Source organism: Paenibacillus sp. 2TAF8, from assembly GCF_052114825.1.
GTDB lineage: Bacteria > Bacillota > Bacilli > Paenibacillales > Paenibacillaceae > Paenibacillus.
Genome location: NZ_JBFRFN010000011.1, coordinates 173,060 through 192,029, shown reverse-complemented (window position 1 = coordinate 192,029; position 18,970 = coordinate 173,060). Strand labels below are relative to the sequence as shown.

Sequence of the window (18,970 nt, the reverse complement as noted above, 5' to 3'; positions counted from 1 at the left end):
AATGGAACGGCGAACACTGACCTGAACAGTCAGGCAGCGGTGAAGCCGCAAGAAAGTATTTCCCTGTTTAGAGATGCAATGTACAGACTGGCAACGAATAAAGCTGCAATGATCAGTCTTGGTGTGCTGGTACTTGTTGTGCTGTTTGCTTTGATTGGACCGACTTCTTTGTTTACAAAATACAATTATTATTCCAATGATTTGCTCAACTCGAATGCTGCGCCAAGTGCAGAGCATTGGTTTGGTACTGATGATCTGGGTCGCGATGTATGGGTAAGAACATGGGTCGGCGCACGTGTATCCTTGACAGTAGGTCTTGCTGCGGCATTGATTGACCTTGTGATTGGGGTTATCTATGGTGCAATCATGGGTTACTACGGTGGACGAGTTGATGGAATTATGAATAAGTTCTCTGAGATTTTGTACTCACTGCCTTACATGCTTGTTGTTATCCTGTTGCTGGTTGTATTGGAGCCAAGTCTTACAACGATTATTATTGCTCTTACCATTACAGGCTGGATTAGTATGTCCTGGATTGTACGTGGTGAGATTATGCAACTCAAAAATAGAGACTTTATCCTTGCTGCAAGATCGATGGGTGCAAGTACTGGACGTCAATTGTTCCGCCACTTGTTGCCAAACGCGGTTGGACCGATCATCGTTACCTTGACATTGTCTATTCCTAGTGCGATCTTTGCCGAGGCGTTCCTGAGCTTCCTCGGTCTGGGTGTATCTGCACCAAGATCTTCTCTTGGATCCATGATCAACGATGCACTTACAGGTTGGACGCTATATCCATGGCGGATGTGGTTCCCGGCTGGTTTGATGGTTATTACAATGCTTGCATTTAATTTGCTCGGTGATGGACTGCGCGACGCACTTGATCCGAAATTACGTAAATAGAAAGAGGAGGTGGGATTATGGAGCCGATTTTAACAGTCAAAGACTTAAGTGTATCGTTTTCGACACGCTCGGGTGAATTTGATGCCGTTAAAAATGTGAGTTTCGAAATTGGCAAAGGAGAAACGCTGGGGATCGTAGGTGAATCCGGTAGTGGTAAGAGTGTTACTGCCCAGACGATCATGAAATTGATCCCTTCCCCGCCTTCGAAAGTTAAGAGCGGAGATATTACGTTTCACGGGCAGGATTTGCTGAATAAGACAGATAAACAAATGGAATCCATTCGTGGTAAAGATATCGGTATGATTTTCCAGGATCCAATGACTTCCTTGAATCCTACAATTAAAATTGGTAAACAGATTACGGAAGTATTGCGTAAACACCAAAATATGTCCAAGAAGGCAGCGAACAAAGCTGCCCTTGAGATGCTTGAACTTGTAGGGATCAAAAATGCAGCAATTCGCATGAATCATTATCCTCATCAATTCTCAGGTGGTATGCGTCAGCGTGCGATGATTGCAATTGCACTTGCTTGCCGTCCGTCATTGCTGATTGCGGATGAGCCGACAACTGCACTTGACGTTACCATTCAGGCTCAAATCCTGGATGTCATGAAAGACATGCAGAAAAAGCTTGGAACATCCATTATGCTGATTACACATGACCTTGGCGTTGTAGCGGGCATGTGTGACCGTGTGGTTGTCATGAAAGAAGGTGAAGTTGTTGAAACGGGAACAACGGCTGAAATCTTCAGCAATCCGCAGCATCCTTATACGATTAAGTTGTTGAACGCTCTTCCGCGTCTGGACGAGCCGAAAAAGGAAAAACCAGCACCAGCAGGTATTGTTAAAGGAAGCAACAAACCTTTGGTTCAAGTGAAAAACTTGAAACAATACTTTAACCTTGGCAAAGGTAACATCCTCAAAGCTGTAAACGACGTGAGCTTTGACATCTTTGAAGGAGAAACACTTGGCGTAGTAGGTGAGTCAGGTTGTGGTAAGTCGACAACTGGACGTACCATTCTGCGCCTTTACGAACCAACGGGCGGAAGTGTGAACTTCAATGGTACGGATATTTACAAATTGTCTCCACGCAAGATGAAAGAAATGCGTAAAGACATGCAGATGATTTTCCAGGATCCGTATGCCTCGCTGAACCCGCGTTTTAACGTTATGGATATCATCGGTGAGTCTCTTGATATTCACGGGCTGGCAACAAGCTCTAAAGAGCGTAAGAGACGGGTAGAAGAGCTACTGGATCTCGTGGGTCTTAACCCAAGTCACGCTTTGCGTTATCCGCATGAATTCTCTGGTGGACAAAGACAGCGGATCGGGATTGCACGTGCGCTTGCCGTAGACCCTAAATTTATCATTTGTGATGAGCCGCTTTCTGCACTGGATGTATCCATTCAAGCTCAGGTTGTTAAATTGCTTGAAGAGTTGCAGCAACGGCTTGGATTGACGTATCTCTTTATCGCCCATGACTTGTCCATGGTTAAGCATATCAGTGACCGTGTCGCTGTTATGTATATGGGTAAAGTGGTAGAATTGGCTGAGAGCGAAGAGTTGTATGCCAACCCAATTCACCCTTACACTAAAACGTTGCTTTCTGCTATCCCTGTTCCAGATCCGGAAGTAGAAGCAAATAAACGCCGTATTTTGTTGCCAGAGGAACAATCTGGTCCAATTCAAAATGGTTCTGGCGGTTCTAAAAACGATCCATATAATTTGGAAAATGCTCAATTGATTGAGGTTTCCAAAGGACACTGGGTTGCAGAGCCTTACGTATAATCGTTTTGAAAACGAATATGCTATTATTTACATCATAACCGCCGATTTAAATCGGCGGTTTTTTTATATTATTTGTGACTTTGCTTTGACGAAGAGCCACTGAATTCGGTACAATCAAGGAAGGCTCTTTTGAAGCAGAATAGGAGGCAGACCTCATGAAAGGGATTACCGAGGCGCTCCGCAGCGGATCAAAGCTTGCAGAGGATTATATCTGTACGGCAGATGCTGCGCGAAGCCTTTATGAATATGACATTCGCTGGGAAAACAGCCTCCATGCGCGTGCTGAATGGCTGAAGCAATCGGAGCATACACGTGTTGACCGTCATGAATTGGCGACGTATTTACGTTTATATAATAAGCGAGTGAATGATCATGACAAGGTGCATGATTCAATTAACCGCCTTGTTGAAGAGGATGCATTGGTCGTTACCGGAGGACAACAGAGCGGCTTGCTCACCGGACCATTGTTCGTGATATACAAAGCAGCAAGTGTGGTTGCTGCCGCCCGTGAAGCAGAACACCAACTGAACCGTCCTGTTATTCCTGTATTCTGGATTGCAGGTGAGGATCATGATTGGGACGAAGTGAATCATACATTTTTGCCTGATTCTCAAGGTGATATCCATAAAATTAAACTTCAAGGTCATTTTACGGGAAGAGATTCAGTAAGTCAGGTGGAAGTGAAATGGGAACAGTGGAAGGCGGTACTGGAGCAAGTAGAGCAGTTATTGCCGGATACCATCCATAAACCAGGTTTAATGAAGGTGATTACGGAAATTCATCATTCCAGTACCAATTTAAGTGATGTGTTTGCGCGAATGATATCCACTTTGTTTGCAGACACTGGACTGGTACTTATGGATGCTGCTGACCCGGATTTACGTAAGTTAGAGAAGCCTGTATTTGATCGTATGATTCGGGAGAGTGATTCGTTACGTACAGCTTATTTGCAAGGAGCAACACTTGTGGAGCAAGCAGGTTACCCCATGCCAGCAGAAGTGGCAGAAGATGGGGCCAATCTCTTCTATATTCATGAAGGCGCCCGTTTGCTATTAACGCTGAAAGATCACTTGTATCAAGATCGAAAAGGGTTAGTGTCCTTTACAGAGGAACGTTTGTTGCAAGAGTTGGAAGATCATCCTGAACGATTCAGTAATAATGTACTTACTCGGCCATTAATGCAAGATTCTTTGCTGCCTGTAGCGGCCGTAATTCTAGGACACGGTGAAATTGCTTACTGGGGTCTTACACGCGAAGCCTTCCTTACATTTGGATTGCAGATGCCGATTTTACTGCCGCGTCTTTCCTTCACCATTCTGGAAGAAGTGCAGCATAAACATATGAAGCAATACGGACTTTCTTTTCAGGATGTACAGTATGATTTGGAAGAAAAGAAGGCAGAGTGGCTTGCTCGGCAGGAAACATTCCAGGTCGATGAGCAGTTCACACAGATCCGTGAGCAGTTTATAGCGCTATATCGTCCGTTGCTGGATCAGGTTGCAGAGGTGCATCCTGGGCTGAACCGAATCGGTGAAGCCAATTTAGCAAAAATGAACGAGCAGATTCAATATTTAGAGAATCAGACTCGAAAGGCTATTGAAGATAAACATCAAGTAACTTTAAGGCATTGGAACGGTATTCAGAATGCTCTGTTCCCGATGGGCAAACCGCAGGAACGAGTACATAATGCTCTCTTTTACCTGAATCGTTATGGAACCGACTGGATTAAGGAATTGATTAAAGCATCTGCTGAATTCCACGGTCAACACAAGGTTATACCGATGTGAGTATCTAGATGATATGAATCTTTATAATAGAAGAAACACAGTAGAGGGGGAGATAAAGTGAGCACATCTGCACTGCAAAACAGCATCGTTAAAGACATGGGACTTGCTTCTGAAGGCCATCTGAAAATTGATTGGGTCGAAGCTCATATGCCGGTGTTAAACCGGATTCGTCGTCAATTTGAGCAGGATCAGCCTTTTAAAGGTCTGAAAGTATCGATTTGTCTTCACTTGGAAGCTAAGACAGCATATCTGGCAAAAGTCATCCAGGCTGGTGGGGCTGAAGTGACGATCACGCACAGTAACCCGTTGTCCACTCAAGATGATGTATGTGCCGCTTTGGTAGAAGACGGTGTTACGGTTTATGCTAAATATAATCCAGAGCCAGCTGAGTTCAAAGCACTACAGCTTCGCGCTCTTGAAGTAAAGCCTGATTTGATCATTGATGATGGCGGAGATTTCGCTACAATTATTGCTTCTGAACGTCCTGACCTTGCAGCTACGATTCGCGGAGGCGCAGAAGAAACGACAACAGGTATTATTCGTTTGAAAGCATTGGCGAAAGAAGGACAACTGAAATTTCCGATGGTTGCGGTAAATGACGCATATTGCAAATACCTGTTTGATAACCGTTACGGCACTGGCCAATCCGCTTTTGATGGCATCATTCGGACAACAAACTTGGTGGTTGCGGGCAAAAATGTCGTAGTTGCCGGTTATGGTTGGTGCGGTAAGGGCGTTGCCATGCGTGCAAAAGGTTTGGGGGCCAACGTCATTGTAACTGAAATTGACCCGATCAAAGCCGTGGAAGCACATATGGATGGTTTCCGGGTTATGACGATGCTGGAAGCAGCGAAGTTGGGTGATTTCTTTATTGCGGTAACTGGCAATAAGGACGTTATTACAGGTGAACATTACGATGTTATGAAAGACGGAGCTATTCTGAGTAATGCAGGTCACTTCGACGTTGAGGTCAACAAACCGGAGCTTGCCAAACGCTCCGAATCGATTCGTACGGTTCGTCGCAATATTGAGGAGTATCGTTTCAAAGATGGACGTAAAATGTATCTTCTTGCGGAAGGTCGCTTGGTAAATCTGGGAGCTGCTGACGGGCATCCGGCCGAGATTATGGACACTACGTTTGCTCTACAAGCACTTGGGCTGCGTTATGTGAGTGAAAACTATGAATCTCTTGGTAAAAACGTAGTTAATGTTCCTTACGAAATTGACCAGCAAGTGGCGAGTTACAAGCTCGAGAGTCTGAATATTGCCATTGATTCTTTGTCCGCTGAGCAAGTAAAGTATCTCGATAGTTGGAAATTCTAAAGGTTCATCCAATAATTACAAGCTGATAAACTGTTTCGAAAGAAGTAAAATGGTGTATTGATGATATGGCTCATGTACGGGTGCACATACGATCGCCCGTAACCGGGAAACGTCTCTGATCCTGAATGACAGGATCAGAGACGTTTTTTTTGGATGAAATCAAATAAAAAAGTAGAAATGTCAAGAAGGGTTTTGATTTTTTTAACCGAATCTATTATGCTTAGGTGGTGGAAAGTGGGGCAAAGTGGGGGAATTGGGTGAGGAGTGAGCGAGACAATGTTTATGGGCGAGTTTCAACATAGCATTGATGATAAAGGTCGGGTCATTATTCCGGCTAAATTCCGCGAATCTCTAGGAGCCTCTTTCGTTGTCACACGAGGTTTGGATCAGTGTCTTTTCGTGTACCCCATAGAGGAGTGGGGGGTCATGGAACAGAAGCTCAAAGCACTGCCGCTGATGAAATCCGATGCACGTGCATTTACCCGGTTTTTTTTCTCGGGTGCAACTGAATGTGAACTGGATAAACAGGGCAGGGTAAATCTGCCGGGCAACTTGAGAGAGTATGCCAAATTGGACAAGGACTGTGTTGTTCTTGGCGTGTCGAACCGGGTGGAGATTTGGAGCAAAGGCATATGGGAAAGTTATTACAATCAATCCGAAGAAGCATTCAACGACATTGCCGAAAAGCTGGTCGATTTTAATTTTGACTTATAAAGTAAGGAGGGGTGCAGGTTGTTTCACCACATCACCGTACTCAAAGAAGAGGCAACCGAGGGACTAAACATCAAGCAGGACGGTATATACGTGGACTGCACTTTAGGAGGGGCGGGACACAGTTCCGTAATTGCATCCAAGCTTGGTCCGGGGGGACGTTTGATCGCACTTGATCAGGATGATTGGGCTTTGGACAATGCACGCGAGAAGCTGGCTGCTTATGAAAACCAGGTTACATTGGTGAAAACCAATTTTAGGGATTTGGAACAAGTTCTCAAAGATCTTGATGTTCCTATGAAGGATGGTGTACCACAGGTTGACGGAATTCTGTATGACCTTGGTGTGTCATCACCACAGTTCGACGAAGGAGAACGTGGGTTCAGTTACAATCACGATGCACCATTAGATATGCGTATGGATCAGGATGCGCTTTTAACAGCCAAAGAGATTGTGAATGAGTGGCCGGAAGCAGAGATTGCTCGGATTCTCTATCGCTACGGTGAAGAGAAGTTTTCCAGACGGATTGCTCGTGTCATTGTGGATAAACGTAGTAAGTTTGAGATTGAAACGACAGGCGAACTTGTGGAATTGATCAAAGAAGGTATCCCTGCAGCAGCCCGCCGTACTGGTGGACATCCTGCGAAAAGAAGTTTTCAGGCGCTGCGTATTGCTGTGAATGATGAACTGGGTGCTTTCGAAGAAGGACTTCATCAAGCTGTTCGTTGTTTAGCACCAGGGGGGCGCGTATCTGTTATTACCTTCCACTCCCTTGAGGACCGGATATGTAAACAGATCCTCAGCAGCTATCTTGAAAAATGTACATGTCCACCTGACTTTCCGTTATGTGTATGCGGTGGTAAAGGGACTTTGCGTCTCGTCAACCGAAAACCGCTGATTCCAACAGAAGCGGAACTTACCGAGAACTCTCGTGCACGATCAGCCAAGCTGCGTGTAGCTGAGAAATTGTAGAACAAAAGTGGAGGAGGGGCTCTCGAATGGCATATACACGCGGCAATCTAGCAGTTAAAGAAAAAGCTCAGGAACGTGTAACGCAGCAGAGGTACAAGGAAACAACCAAAGTAGTGACACGTCGCACAGGTCTGCCAGCTAGCGAAAAGTTATTATACCTGATCACACTCTTTGCGGTCATTATTGTTGGTGGTGCGCTCATGTCTCGTTACGCTCATATTTATGAACTGAACAAACAGGCGCAGTCTACAATTGTGGAAACTAAAAAGGCTGAGAAGACCATTGCCGATTTGCAGGTGGAGAGAGAAACATTGAACAATCAGGTTGTCGAAAATGCAAAAAGGCTGGGTTACGTTGAGGCTTCCGGTAAGGATGTTATTTTTGTACCACGCTCAACAACGAATACATCAACAGGTACTGAATCATCCTCGAATACGACCAGTAGTAAGTAAAGAGGTGTTTCGATGGTAAAAAGAATAAAAATGCGTACATTGCTAATAGGGGGATTCATTACCCTCTTTTTTCTTGTACTCGTAACCCGTATATTTTTTATTCAGGTGGTCAATGGGGACAAATGGCAAAAACGTGCAGCTGGTCTTATCGAAAGAGAACAGACGATTAAGGCTGCTCGCGGAACGATTACAGATCGAAATGGGAATGTGCTTGCAACCGATTCACCGGCTTATACCGTTTCGGTTAACCCGCTCCTGATCAATCAGTTAGGGATTGAGGATGAGGTGACGACAAAATTGTCCGCACTGCTCAAGAAAAATGAGAGTGAGATGCGTGCTCTTGTTACAGCAAAGAATAAAGACGGGGATTTTTTTCAACAACGTGAAGTGCGTAGCGAAGGGTACAAGATTAGTCCTGAGCTTGCAGAAAAAGTCAAAGCATTGCGTAAAGAGCTACAGGATCAATATAAGGCGGGCAATGCTATCGTCATGACACAAGAGTCCAAACGTTTTTATCCGGAAGAGTCGCTGGCCTCTCATGTGCTGGGTTATATGAGTCGTGATGGCAAAGCTGTCAATGGGCTCGAAGTGTCATATGATGATGTGTTGACAGGTACAGACGGTTTCTTGAACTACCAGAAGGATGCCAAGGGCGTCAAGCTTCCAAACTCACAGGATAACTACCTGCCGCCGAAAAATGGTAAAAACCTAAAGCTGACGATTGATGATACCATCCAGTTTTATATTGAGAGTGCAATGAAAGAGACGGTTGCGAAATATAACCCTCTGAGTATGACCGTCATTGCGGCTGACCCTAACACGATGGAGATTTTGGGGATGGCAAACTGGCCGACATTTAATCCGAATACGTATGCGAGCACGCCGGATCAGAAAAACTTCATCAACCATGCGACGCAGTCGATCTACGAACCAGGTTCTACGTTCAAAATTGTGACGCTTGCGGGAGCCGTGCAGGAAAAACTGTTTGATCCGAACGCTACGTTTGAATCCAAGCCAACACGCATCGGTGGTTTCACCATTGGTGATAATGGTCATTCATATGGACGAATCTCCTATCTTGAAGGTGTGAAACGCTCCAGTAACATTGCCTTTGTTAATCTCGGGTACAGTATGCTAGGGGGAGAGCGGCTGCGTCACTACATCGATCAGTTTGGTTTTGGTAAAAAGACAGGCATCGATCTGCCAAGTGAAGCTGCATCGCCAATTAAACCTTTGGTGTTCAAATCCGAGATTGCTACCGCAGCATATGGCCATGGTCTCGTACAGGTGACGCCAATCCAGCAATTATCTGCGATCTCAGCGATTGCTAATGGAGGCAAATTGCTTCAGCCCCATCTCGTAAAAGAGATTATTAATCCGAATGACGGTTCAACAGAGGTGGTCAAACCGAAAGTGATTCGTCAAGTGATTTCGCAAGATTCAGCCAAGCTGGTTAGCGGGTATTTGGAACAGGTCGTAGCTGATCAGACGATAGGCACAGGACGTAATGCCTATATCGAGGGATATCGAGTTGCAGGCAAGACAGGAACAGCAAGAAAGGTAATTAACGGTCAATACAGCAAAAGCAAAGATGTCGTGTCGTTTATCGGGTTTGCACCGGTCAACAATCCGAAGATTGCTATGCTGATTGTTATTGACCAGCCGGATGGTACAAACATTGGGGGAGGGACTGCAGCGGCTCCGGTATTCAAAAAGGTTGTGAGCCAAACGCTGCAATATATGGGCATCCCAAAAGACACGGCAAAATCGACAAACAAAAAGTCAAAAGAAACTGTTGTTGTGCAGGCCAAAGCTCCAGACTTAAGCGGTAAAACAGCCAAACAGGCTAGGAGTCAGCTTCTCAACTCAGGTATTGCTTATGTTACGCTTGGTCAGGGTGAAAATGTGATTCGGCAGTATCCACAAGCGGGTGCCTCGATGAATCCAGGTCAACGAATCTACTTGCTGACGGAAGAGAGCAGCAAAATGAAAATTCCAGATCTGACGGGGGAATCCCTTCGTGATGCGTTAGAAGTCCTCTCACTGATGAAGGTAGGTGTGACTGTCAAGGGTGAGGGTTACGTCGTGAAACAGAAGGAGCAGGTGTCGGGTGAGCAACGAACGGTGCAGCTGACATTACAAACAGCGAAGGCTGCAGTTACCGGCATCGCTGATGAAGCGCCGGATTCGTCTGATCCAAATGCGAAAAGCCAAGACAAGGATACGCAAACAGGTGATGAGGATAAAGCGGCTGGGGATGATCCGTCAGGAAATACCCCTAATCAGAGTCAGTCCAACAAGCAGGCAAGTCAAAGCGAAACATCTGATGAAGCAGCGACTGAAGGGGCCACTCTACCATAAGCTTCATAGACAGCTTGTTCTAACCCCCGGTTGTCCTGAATATTCATGAAGGAGACAGTTCATGATTTTGGGACGAGTGGGGGGATCTTTTCGTGAAGGGATCAAGTGTAAATCTGCGCCGCAGATTGCTATGGAGTTTATTCATTCTGGTTATGTTATTTTCGGCCCTGGTTATCAGGCTTGCCTATGTACAGTTGGGGAAAGGGCCGGAGTTATCGGCCAAAGCCGAGGAATCCTGGCGTCGTAACATTCCGTACACGGCCAAAAGGGGAGAGATCCTCGATCGAAACGGAACATCTCTAGCCTATAATGTGACAACACCTACGATTATGGCCATCCCAGCTCAAGTCAAAGAAGCGGAGACAACGGCCAAGGCGTTGGCACCGTTGCTAGGTATGACCGAAAAGACAGTGCTGGCAACCATCAAGAAACGAGAATTGATCGTACGCCTACAGCCCGGTGGCCGCAAAATTACGATGGAGAAAGCACAGCGCATCCGTGATTTGAAGCTTCCGGGTATCGTTGTTGCTGAGGATAATAAACGTTTTTATCCCTATGATGATCTTGCTGCTCACATTCTCGGATTTACAGGGATTGATAATCAGGGACTAACAGGTGTTGAAAAAAGATATGACGATAAGCTGAATGGTTTGAATGGCAGCGTGTCCTACTTGTCCGATGCGGCCGGAAGGCTCATGCCGGGCTCATCTGAGAAGTATGTGGAACCGAAGGACGGGCTAAATCTTAAACTGACCATTGATAAATCTATTCAGTCTATTATGGAACGGGAGCTAGACCAAGCTATGGTTAAGTTTCAAGCCAATTCTGCTCTGGCAATTGCGATGAATCCCAAAACCGGCGAAATCCTAGGCATGTCCAGCAGACCGGGCTACGAACCGGCGGATTACCAGCAGTACCCGTCTGAGATTTATAACCGCAACCTGCCCATCTGGATGACGTATGAACCGGGCTCAACCTTCAAAATTATTACACTGGCTGCTGCGTTGCAAGAAAAGAAGGTAAACCTGCAGCAGGATCAATTTTTTGATCCCGGATTCGTAGAAGTCGGCGGAGCACGCTTGCGCTGTTGGAAAAAAGGTGGACATGGAAGCCAGACATTCCTTCAGGTAGTAGAGAATTCCTGTAACCCTGGATTTGTTGCTTTGGGACAGAAGCTTGGCAAAGAGTCGTTGTTCTCCTACATTAAAAACTTCGGTTTCGGTTCAAAAACAGGAATCGATCTTAGTGGAGAGGCAAGCGGTATTCTTTTTAAATTAGCCAACGTAGGTCCCGTTGAACTTGCTACAACCGCTTTTGGTCAAGGTGTATCCGTAACCCCTATTCAGCAAGTTGCGGCGGTATCGGCTGCGATTAACGGTGGCAAGCTCTACAAACCTTATGTTACGAAAGCATGGGTGCATCCCGAAACCGGAGAGGTGTTGGAAGAAGTGGAACCTGAACTGGTTCGGCAAGTCATCTCGGAGGATACGTCCAAACAAGTACGAGAAGCGCTAGAAAGTGTCGTGGCCAAAGGAACAGGGCGTCCAGCATTTATCGATGGCTACCGGGTTGGAGGTAAAACGGGTACAGCCCAGAAAGTTATTAACGGGCGTTACTCGTCGAGTGAGCATATCGTTTCGTTTATCGGATTTGCTCCGGCTGATGACCCGCAGATCGTAGTATACACCGCTGTAGACAATCCAAAGGGGATTCAGTTTGGCGGTGTCGTTGCAGCCCCAATCGTACAAAATATTTTGGAAGATTCGCTCCATTACATGAATGTGCCTGTACGTAAGGACCAGCTCGCCAAAGAGTATAAATATGGGGAAACCAAAATTGTGACGGTTCCTGATCTTACCGGAGCTACGGTGGAGGATCTGTATGAGGATCTCAACATGAATTTTATGCTGGCGAAGTCGGGAAGTGGCAAATACGTAATTAATCAGGCGCCTAAACCAGGAGCAAGAGTAGAGCAAGGCTCAACGATACGTATCTATATGGGCAACGTCTTGAAAGATGATGGGCATGATCACACGAAACATGAATGAAGGCGTTGAAAAAGGGTTTTAATTTAGGATACATTAAAGGTTTAAGCGCAGATTCAGTCCCATACCGCAACAAAATTTAAGGGACCGCGTTTCATTATTTGGTGATATGGTCGATATTATTAGAATAATAATCTGTTGATACAGAAGTATATTGGAAAAAGTGAGGTTATTCATGTGCTTTTAAAACAGTTTGAATCCAAGTTGATTACCGCTCGTCTCGTGGGCGACCCCCATACAGAATGTCACAACCTTCAGACAGATTCCCGGCAGGTTAAACCGGGTGATCTGTTTATCTGTCTTCCGGGGCATACGGTAGATGGACATGATTATGCAGATAAAGCGGTTCAGGCCGGTGCAGCGGCTCTCGTTGTCGAGCGGCAGCTTGACTTGCCTGTGCCACAGTTAATGGTTAAAGACAGTCGCTTTGCGATGGCTGTTTTGTCTGACTTCTTTTTCGACTCGCCAAGCCGCAAAATGAAAATGATCGGTGTAACGGGCACCAACGGCAAAACAACAACGACGTATCTGATTGAAAAAATCATGAGTGATTACGGTCAGAAAACCGGGCTCATCGGCACCATTCAGATGCGTTATGATGGACGCACTTATCCGATGTCGGGTACAACGCCTGAAGCGCTTGATTTACAACGCAGTCTGCATGATATGGTTCAGGCCGATACGGACTGCTGTGTGATGGAAGTTTCGTCACACGCACTGGAACAAGGCCGGGTAAAAGGCACGGATTTCCGTACGGCAGTATTCACAAACTTAACGCAAGATCATCTCGATTACCACCATTCTATGGAGGAGTATCGCGGAGCTAAGGGGTTGTTTTTTGCTCGCCTCGGTAACGGTTATGCGGAAGATGCTTCTGAACGGAAGTATGCGGTGATCAATGCGGATGACCCGGCTGCGGATTATTTTATTTCCGTAACGGCTGCTGAGGTTATTACATATGGCATGGGAGAAAACGCCGATGTCCGTGCGTCTTCAATTTCAATTACAGCTCAGGGAACCTCTTTCCATGTGGATACGTTTGCTGGCAGCACGGACATCGAGCTGCGAATGGTAGGCAAGTTCAACGTGTACAATGCGATGGCAGCCATCTCAGCAACACTCGTCGAAGGTATTCCATTGGAAGAAATCAAACGTAGTCTGGAAACTGTTCCAGGTGTGGATGGCAGAGTGGAAGCCGTCAATGAAGGTCAGGCATTCGCTGTTATCGTGGATTATGCCCATACACCGGATGGGCTGGAGAATGTGCTTCGCACCGTCAAAGAGTTTGCTGAAGGTCGTGTCATCTGTGTATTTGGTTGCGGCGGGGACAGGGATCGGACGAAACGACCGTTGATGGGCAAAATTGCTGCAAAGTATAGTGACTTTGTATTAGTGACTTCCGACAACCCGCGGACTGAAAATCCAGATTTGATTTTAGAAGACATTGAGCAAGGTCTGGTGGAAGATTCTGTTCCATCCGAACGTTACACGATGATTGTAGATCGGCGACAGGCGATTTATGAGGCTATTGAAATGGCAAGCCCAGCCGATGTAGTATTGATTGCGGGCAAAGGTCACGAAACTTATCAAATTATCGGGACAACCAAGACGGATTTCGATGACCGGATCATAGCCAAAGAAGCGATAAGGGGCAAATCCAATTGATAAAACGAACATTGGCGCAAATCGCCGACATGTGTGGCGGTACATTAAGTGACGCTGTGGTTTATAGCGAAGTTGTAATCGAAGGGGTATTTATCGATTCACGTAAACCAGTGGCAGGAAGTTTGTTTATCCCCTTGGTGGGTGAACGTTTTGATGGACATGAGTTTGTGCAAGCTTGTCTGGAGCAAGGTGCTGCGGGTGCAATGTGGCAAAAGGATCATGGCGTCCCACCGCAGGGAGCGGTTATTTTGGTGGACGATACACTTGTTGCATTACAGACGCTTGCATCAGCGTATCTTGCTGAGAACAAGGCATCTGTCGTTGGCATTACAGGCAGTAACGGTAAAACAACGACAAAGGATATTGTGGACGCGCTTCTCTCGACCACATTTAAAGTGCATAAAACGCAGGGCAATTTCAACAATCATATCGGTCTGCCATTAACGGTATTAAGCATGACTCCAGATACGGAAATTATCATTTTGGAGATGGGCATGAGTGGTCGTGGCGAGATCCATGATCTCTCTGTCATTGCTCAGCCGGATGTTGCAGTGATTACCAACATTGGTGAATCACACTTGCTTCAGCTCGGCTCAAGACTCGAAATTGCGAGAGCCAAAGCTGAAATTGCGGCTGGAATGAAACCTGGCGGATTATTCATATACAACGGAGACGAGCCTTTAATTGCTCAAGTGCTTGAAGAGTCTGCAACCAAACAACCTGAAGGCATGAAACGGTTTACGTTTGGGCTGCAAAGGGATAATGACGATTTTCCAACAGGGATGATGAATGCGCAGAATGGAATGGTGTTTACAACCAATCAGTCCGGGGACAAAGCCTATACACTCCCTCTACTGGGTACGCACAATGTAATTAACTGTCTGGCGGCCATGGCTGTAGCACGTCATTTTGGGGTTACACCTGAACATATGGCGGCAGGCTTATCCAAGTTAAAATTGACTGGTATGCGTATTGAGGTTACACAGGCGGTCAGTGGACTGACTCTTTTGAATGATGCATATAATGCAAGCCCGACTTCTATGAAGGCTGCGATCGATGTGTTAGAAGGGTTAAAAGGATATCGGATGAAAGTGGCTGTACTAGGAGATATGCTGGAGTTAGGCCCTGAAGAGAAGCAACTTCATCAGGACATTGGGACGTATATTACCCCTGACAAGTTGGACAGAGTGCTGGTATACGGATCATTATCCCTGCACATTGCCGAGGGGGCGAAAAAGCATATGGCCGCTGAAGCAGTCCATACTTTTGAGAATAAAGATGATTTGACCCGCTATTTGCTGGGAAATCTACATCCGAAAGATGTTGTCTTGTTTAAAGCTTCACGAGGCATGAAATTGGAGGATGTGGCTCAAGCGCTACAGACAGCATCATTACACAATTGAGTAGACTAGAGGGGTGAACCCATGGATTTTCAGGTATTACTGTTAACAATCGGCGTTTCATTTATTTTGGCGGTGATTGCCGCACCGCTGCTGATTCCGCTTTTGCGACGGATGAAGTTTGGACAACAGGTCAGGGAAGATGGGCCTCAGAGCCATTTGAAAAAAAGCGGAACACCCACGATGGGCGGAATTGTTATTTTACTAGCGTTCACGCTGGCATTTCTCAAATTCTCGGCTGTCAAAAACACAGACTTTTATGTGCTGCTTGTCGCAACGCTGGGATTTGGTCTAATTGGTTTTTTAGATGACTATATCAAAATCGTATTTAAACGTTCGCTTGGATTAACAGCTAGACAAAAAATGGTGGGACAGCTGTTTTTCAGTGCCCTTATGTGTTATTTGCTTATCCAAAACGGACACAGCACCGCGATTTCCATTCCGGGGACTTCGGTTTCGTTTGACTGGACGGGATGGTTCTATTATCCGTTTGTTGTGTTTATGATGCTGGCCATTACTAATGCAGTTAATTTTACGGATGGACTGGATGGTCTTCTTTCCGGTGTTAGTGCGATTGCTTTTGGTGCGTTTGCTATTGTAGCGATGCAAGCAACGTCGATGCCAGCTGCCGTATGTGCGGCTGCCATGATTGGAGCTGTTCTCGGATTTCTGGTCTACAATGCTCACCCGGCTAAAGTATTTATGGGTGATACCGGGTCGCTTGGCATCGGTGGGGCCATCGGTGCAATTGCCATCGTTACGAAGACAGAGCTTCTTTTCCTCGTCATAGGCGGTATTTTTGTCATCGAGGTCCTGTCCGTTGTGATTCAAGTTGTATCCTTCAAAACCCGTGGTAAACGTGTGTTCAAAATGAGCCCGATTCACCATCACTTTGAACTTAGTGGCTGGTCTGAATGGCGGGTTGTTATCACCTTTTGGGCGGTAGGTGCCATTTTGGCCGCTCTTGGACTTTATCTCAACAAGGGGTTGTAAATTATGAACCATCCAGAAACGTATCGCGGACAACAAGTTGTTGTGCTTGGGCTTGCCAAGAGCGGCGTACAGGTAGCTAAGGTGCTTCATCGTGCCGGGGCTGCCGTTATCGTAAATGATAAAAAAGACAGAGAACAGTGTCCCGAAGCTTCCGAATTGGAGGCTTTGGGAATTTCTGTTGTATGCGGAGGTCATCCGGATGATCTGATTCATAGCGATGTGAAACTGGTCGTTAAAAACCCTGGTATTCCTTATCACGCTGCTCCTGTGCAGCAAGCTCTTGAGCTAGGCATTGAAGTGGTGACTGAGGTAGAGGTTGCGTATCACCTCTGCGGGGCACCTATGATTGGCATTACCGGTTCTAACGGTAAAACGACGACGACAACATGGGTAGGGAATATGCTAGAGCAAGCCGGGTTGAATCCTATTGTTGCTGGTAATATTGGAACACCTCTCTGCGAAGCGGCAGAGCAGGCAACTCCCGACAACTGGATGGTCGTCGAGCTAAGTAGCTTCCAGCTCAAAGGCACAGTGGAGTTTCGTCCGCGTATTGCTGCACTGCTTAACGTGGCGGAGACCCATCTGGATTATCATGGGGGTATGGAGGACTATGTAGCTTCCAAAGCAAAGCTGTTTGCCAATCAACAGTCGGATGATGTAGCCATCCTCAATTGGGATGATGCGGTATGCCGCGAACTTGTTCCATATATCAAGGCTAGATTGATTCCGTTCTCGTTGACAGAGAAGCTGGATGCAGGTGTGTATGCAGATCCGCCTTATGTCGACGGCGAAGAGGATGATGTGAAACGTCAGGTCATCTACGCAGATGGCAATGGCCATCGACATATGATTATCGATGTAGAGGACATTGGCATCCCTGGACGCTTTAATGTGGGCAATGCGTTAGCTGCGGTAGCTATTGCCATCGCAGCTGGTGCTGACCCGTCCATGCTGGCTGCACCGCTCGCCGATTTTAAAGGGGTTGAACATCGACTGGAGTATGTTCTGGAGCACAATGGCTCGGTGTACTACAACAATTCGAAAGCAACGAATTCGAAAGCAACAGTAATGGCGTTGAATTCCTTCAAGGAACCTGTTGTACTGATTGCTGGCGGACTGGACCGGGGTTCAGATATGATGGAACTGCTGCCGGTATTCGAGGAACGAGTCAAGGCGCTGGTAGTCCTTGGTGAAAACCGCGCTAAAATGGCTAACGTCGCAGAGCTTGCGGGACTAAAGCATATTAAGGTCGTCGATAATGAGGAGGACGCTGCCCGTACGTTGACGGTTGCCGTTCAGAAAGCAGCAAGTCTGGCTGAACCAGGGGATGTTGTTTTGTTATCCCCTGCGTGTGCAAGCTGGGACATGTTTGCCTCCTATGAAGAACGGGGACGCATTTTTAAAGAGGCGGCGCATAACTTGTAAGTAGGGGGGTGGAAAAGCCCCTACTTCCATGCAAGGGGTGGCCTCCTGATGAAACAGACGCGACCGGCGCCGGATATTTGGCTCCTGATTTGTATTATGGCTTTGCTTGCCATCGGCATCATTATGGTGTATAGCGCAGGCTCGGTGCTTGCGTTTCGCAACTATGGCGATTCATTTTATTTTGTAAAAAGACAGTTTTTATTCGCCGTGCTGGGGCTGGCAGCCATGTTTGTAACAGCTAATGTAGACTACAGAGTATGGCGTAAGTATGCCAAACCGACTTTAATTGCCTGTTTTATTATGCTTATTGCGGTGTTAATTCCAGGAATCGGTGTTGTTCGCGGAGGTGCACGCAGCTGGCTGGGGATTGGTTCTTTCGGTATTCAGCCTTCCGAGTTCATGAAACTGGGTATGATTTTGTTTTTGGCTCACTGGCTAAGCAAAGACCCCGGCAAGATTAAAACCTTTACAACGGGTTTATTGCCTCCGCTCGGGCTGATGGGGCTGGCTTTCGGCATAATTATGTTGCAGCCGGATTTAGGTACAGGCACCGTAATGATGGGAGCTTCCATGCTCATCATTTTCACAGCGGGCGCACGCATGAAACATTTGGCTCTGCTTGCGCTCGGAGGAGTTGCCGGATTTGCAGCATTGATTGCAGCAGCACCTTATCGCTTGCAGCGAATCACGGCGTTTCTGGATCCTTGGTCTGATCCGCTCGGGGCAGGTTATCAGATTATTCAGTCTCTCTACGCTATTGGTCCGGGTGGACTGGCTGGTCTGGGGCTGGGAATGAGCAGGCAAAAGTACAGTTATGTACCTGAACCGCAGACAGACTTTATTTTTAGTATTTTGGCGGAAGAGCTAGGTTTTATTGGTGGAATGATTGTTTTATTATTGTTTCTGGTGCTGGTGTGGAGAGGCATGCGTGTAGCGATGACGGTTCCAGACGCCTTTGGCAGTCTGTTAGCTGTGGGGATTATCGGCATGGTTGCTGTGCAGGTCATTATTAATATCGGTGTAGTTATTGGACTGATGCCTGTCACAGGTATTACGCTGCCTCTGATCAGCTATGGCGGTTCATCTCTGACGCTCATGCTTACAGCACTAGGCATACTATTGAATTTATCCCGTTATGCGAGGTGA

Annotated in this window: 14 protein-coding genes; all 14 read left to right on the top strand. The window is 46.5% G+C overall.

What is annotated here, in order from left to right; all coding sequences use genetic code 11:
- Nucleotides 1-21 precede the first annotated feature (21 nt).
- A complete protein-coding gene (locus tag AB4Z30_RS18045) occupies nucleotides 22-903 on the top strand; it encodes an ABC transporter permease (RefSeq protein ID WP_441928855.1) in 882 nt (293 codons plus the stop codon).
- Nucleotides 904-920: 17 nt separating this feature from the next.
- On the top strand, nucleotides 921-2,690 hold the full coding sequence (locus tag AB4Z30_RS18040) for an ABC transporter ATP-binding protein (protein ID WP_441928799.1): 1,770 nt from the start codon (nucleotides 921-923) through the stop codon (nucleotides 2,688-2,690).
- A gap of 155 nt (nucleotides 2,691-2,845) precedes the next feature.
- Nucleotides 2,846-4,477, top strand: coding sequence for a bacillithiol biosynthesis cysteine-adding enzyme BshC (gene bshC, locus AB4Z30_RS18035; RefSeq protein WP_441928797.1), 1,632 nt, complete (start codon nucleotides 2,846-2,848; stop codon nucleotides 4,475-4,477).
- A gap of 57 nt (nucleotides 4,478-4,534) precedes the next feature.
- A complete protein-coding gene (locus AB4Z30_RS18030; protein ID WP_441928795.1) occupies nucleotides 4,535-5,800 on the top strand; it encodes an adenosylhomocysteinase in 1,266 nt (421 codons plus the stop codon).
- 276 nt (nucleotides 5,801-6,076) lie between these two features.
- The gene (gene mraZ / locus AB4Z30_RS18025) at nucleotides 6,077-6,514 is read left to right on the top strand and encodes a division/cell wall cluster transcriptional repressor MraZ (RefSeq protein WP_441928793.1); all 438 of its coding nucleotides are present in this window, start codon (nucleotides 6,077-6,079) and stop codon (nucleotides 6,512-6,514) included.
- Nucleotides 6,515-6,532: 18 nt separating this feature from the next.
- The gene (gene rsmH, locus AB4Z30_RS18020; protein WP_441928791.1) at nucleotides 6,533-7,483 is read left to right on the top strand and encodes a 16S rRNA (cytosine(1402)-N(4))-methyltransferase RsmH; all 951 of its coding nucleotides are present in this window, start codon (nucleotides 6,533-6,535) and stop codon (nucleotides 7,481-7,483) included.
- Nucleotides 7,484-7,509: 26 nt separating this feature from the next.
- Entirely contained in the window at nucleotides 7,510-7,935 is a 426-nt protein-coding gene (locus AB4Z30_RS18015) for a hypothetical protein (RefSeq protein ID WP_441928789.1), read from the top strand.
- Between the two features lie 12 nt (nucleotides 7,936-7,947).
- On the top strand, nucleotides 7,948-10,296 hold the full coding sequence (locus AB4Z30_RS18010) for a penicillin-binding transpeptidase domain-containing protein (protein WP_441928787.1): 2,349 nt from the start codon (nucleotides 7,948-7,950) through the stop codon (nucleotides 10,294-10,296).
- A gap of 92 nt (nucleotides 10,297-10,388) precedes the next feature.
- A complete protein-coding gene (locus AB4Z30_RS18005) occupies nucleotides 10,389-12,344 on the top strand; it encodes a stage V sporulation protein D (RefSeq protein WP_441928785.1) in 1,956 nt (651 codons plus the stop codon).
- A 174-nt stretch (nucleotides 12,345-12,518) separates the two neighbouring features.
- Nucleotides 12,519-14,006 (top strand): UDP-N-acetylmuramoyl-L-alanyl-D-glutamate--2,6-diaminopimelate ligase, encoded by a 1,488-nt coding sequence (locus AB4Z30_RS18000; protein WP_441928783.1) that lies wholly within the window; start codon nucleotides 12,519-12,521, stop codon nucleotides 14,004-14,006.
- Complete coding sequence (locus tag AB4Z30_RS17995; protein ID WP_441928853.1) at nucleotides 14,006-15,409, top strand: UDP-N-acetylmuramoyl-tripeptide--D-alanyl-D-alanine ligase; 1,404 nt, start codon at nucleotides 14,006-14,008, stop codon at nucleotides 15,407-15,409. Before AB4Z30_RS18000 ends, AB4Z30_RS17995 begins: the two co-directional genes overlap by 1 nt.
- A 21-nt stretch (nucleotides 15,410-15,430) precedes the next feature.
- Nucleotides 15,431-16,399 (top strand): phospho-N-acetylmuramoyl-pentapeptide-transferase, encoded by a 969-nt coding sequence (gene mraY / locus AB4Z30_RS17990; protein ID WP_441928781.1) that lies wholly within the window; start codon nucleotides 15,431-15,433, stop codon nucleotides 16,397-16,399.
- 3 nt (nucleotides 16,400-16,402) lie between these two features.
- Entirely contained in the window at nucleotides 16,403-17,824 is a 1,422-nt protein-coding gene (murD, locus tag AB4Z30_RS17985) for a UDP-N-acetylmuramoyl-L-alanine--D-glutamate ligase (protein ID WP_441928779.1), read from the top strand.
- A gap of 48 nt (nucleotides 17,825-17,872) precedes the next feature.
- Nucleotides 17,873-18,970 carry a stage V sporulation protein E gene (gene spoVE, locus AB4Z30_RS17980; RefSeq protein WP_441928777.1) on the top strand — a complete coding sequence of 366 codons (1,098 nt, stop codon included), beginning with the start codon at nucleotides 17,873-17,875 and terminating at the stop codon, nucleotides 18,968-18,970.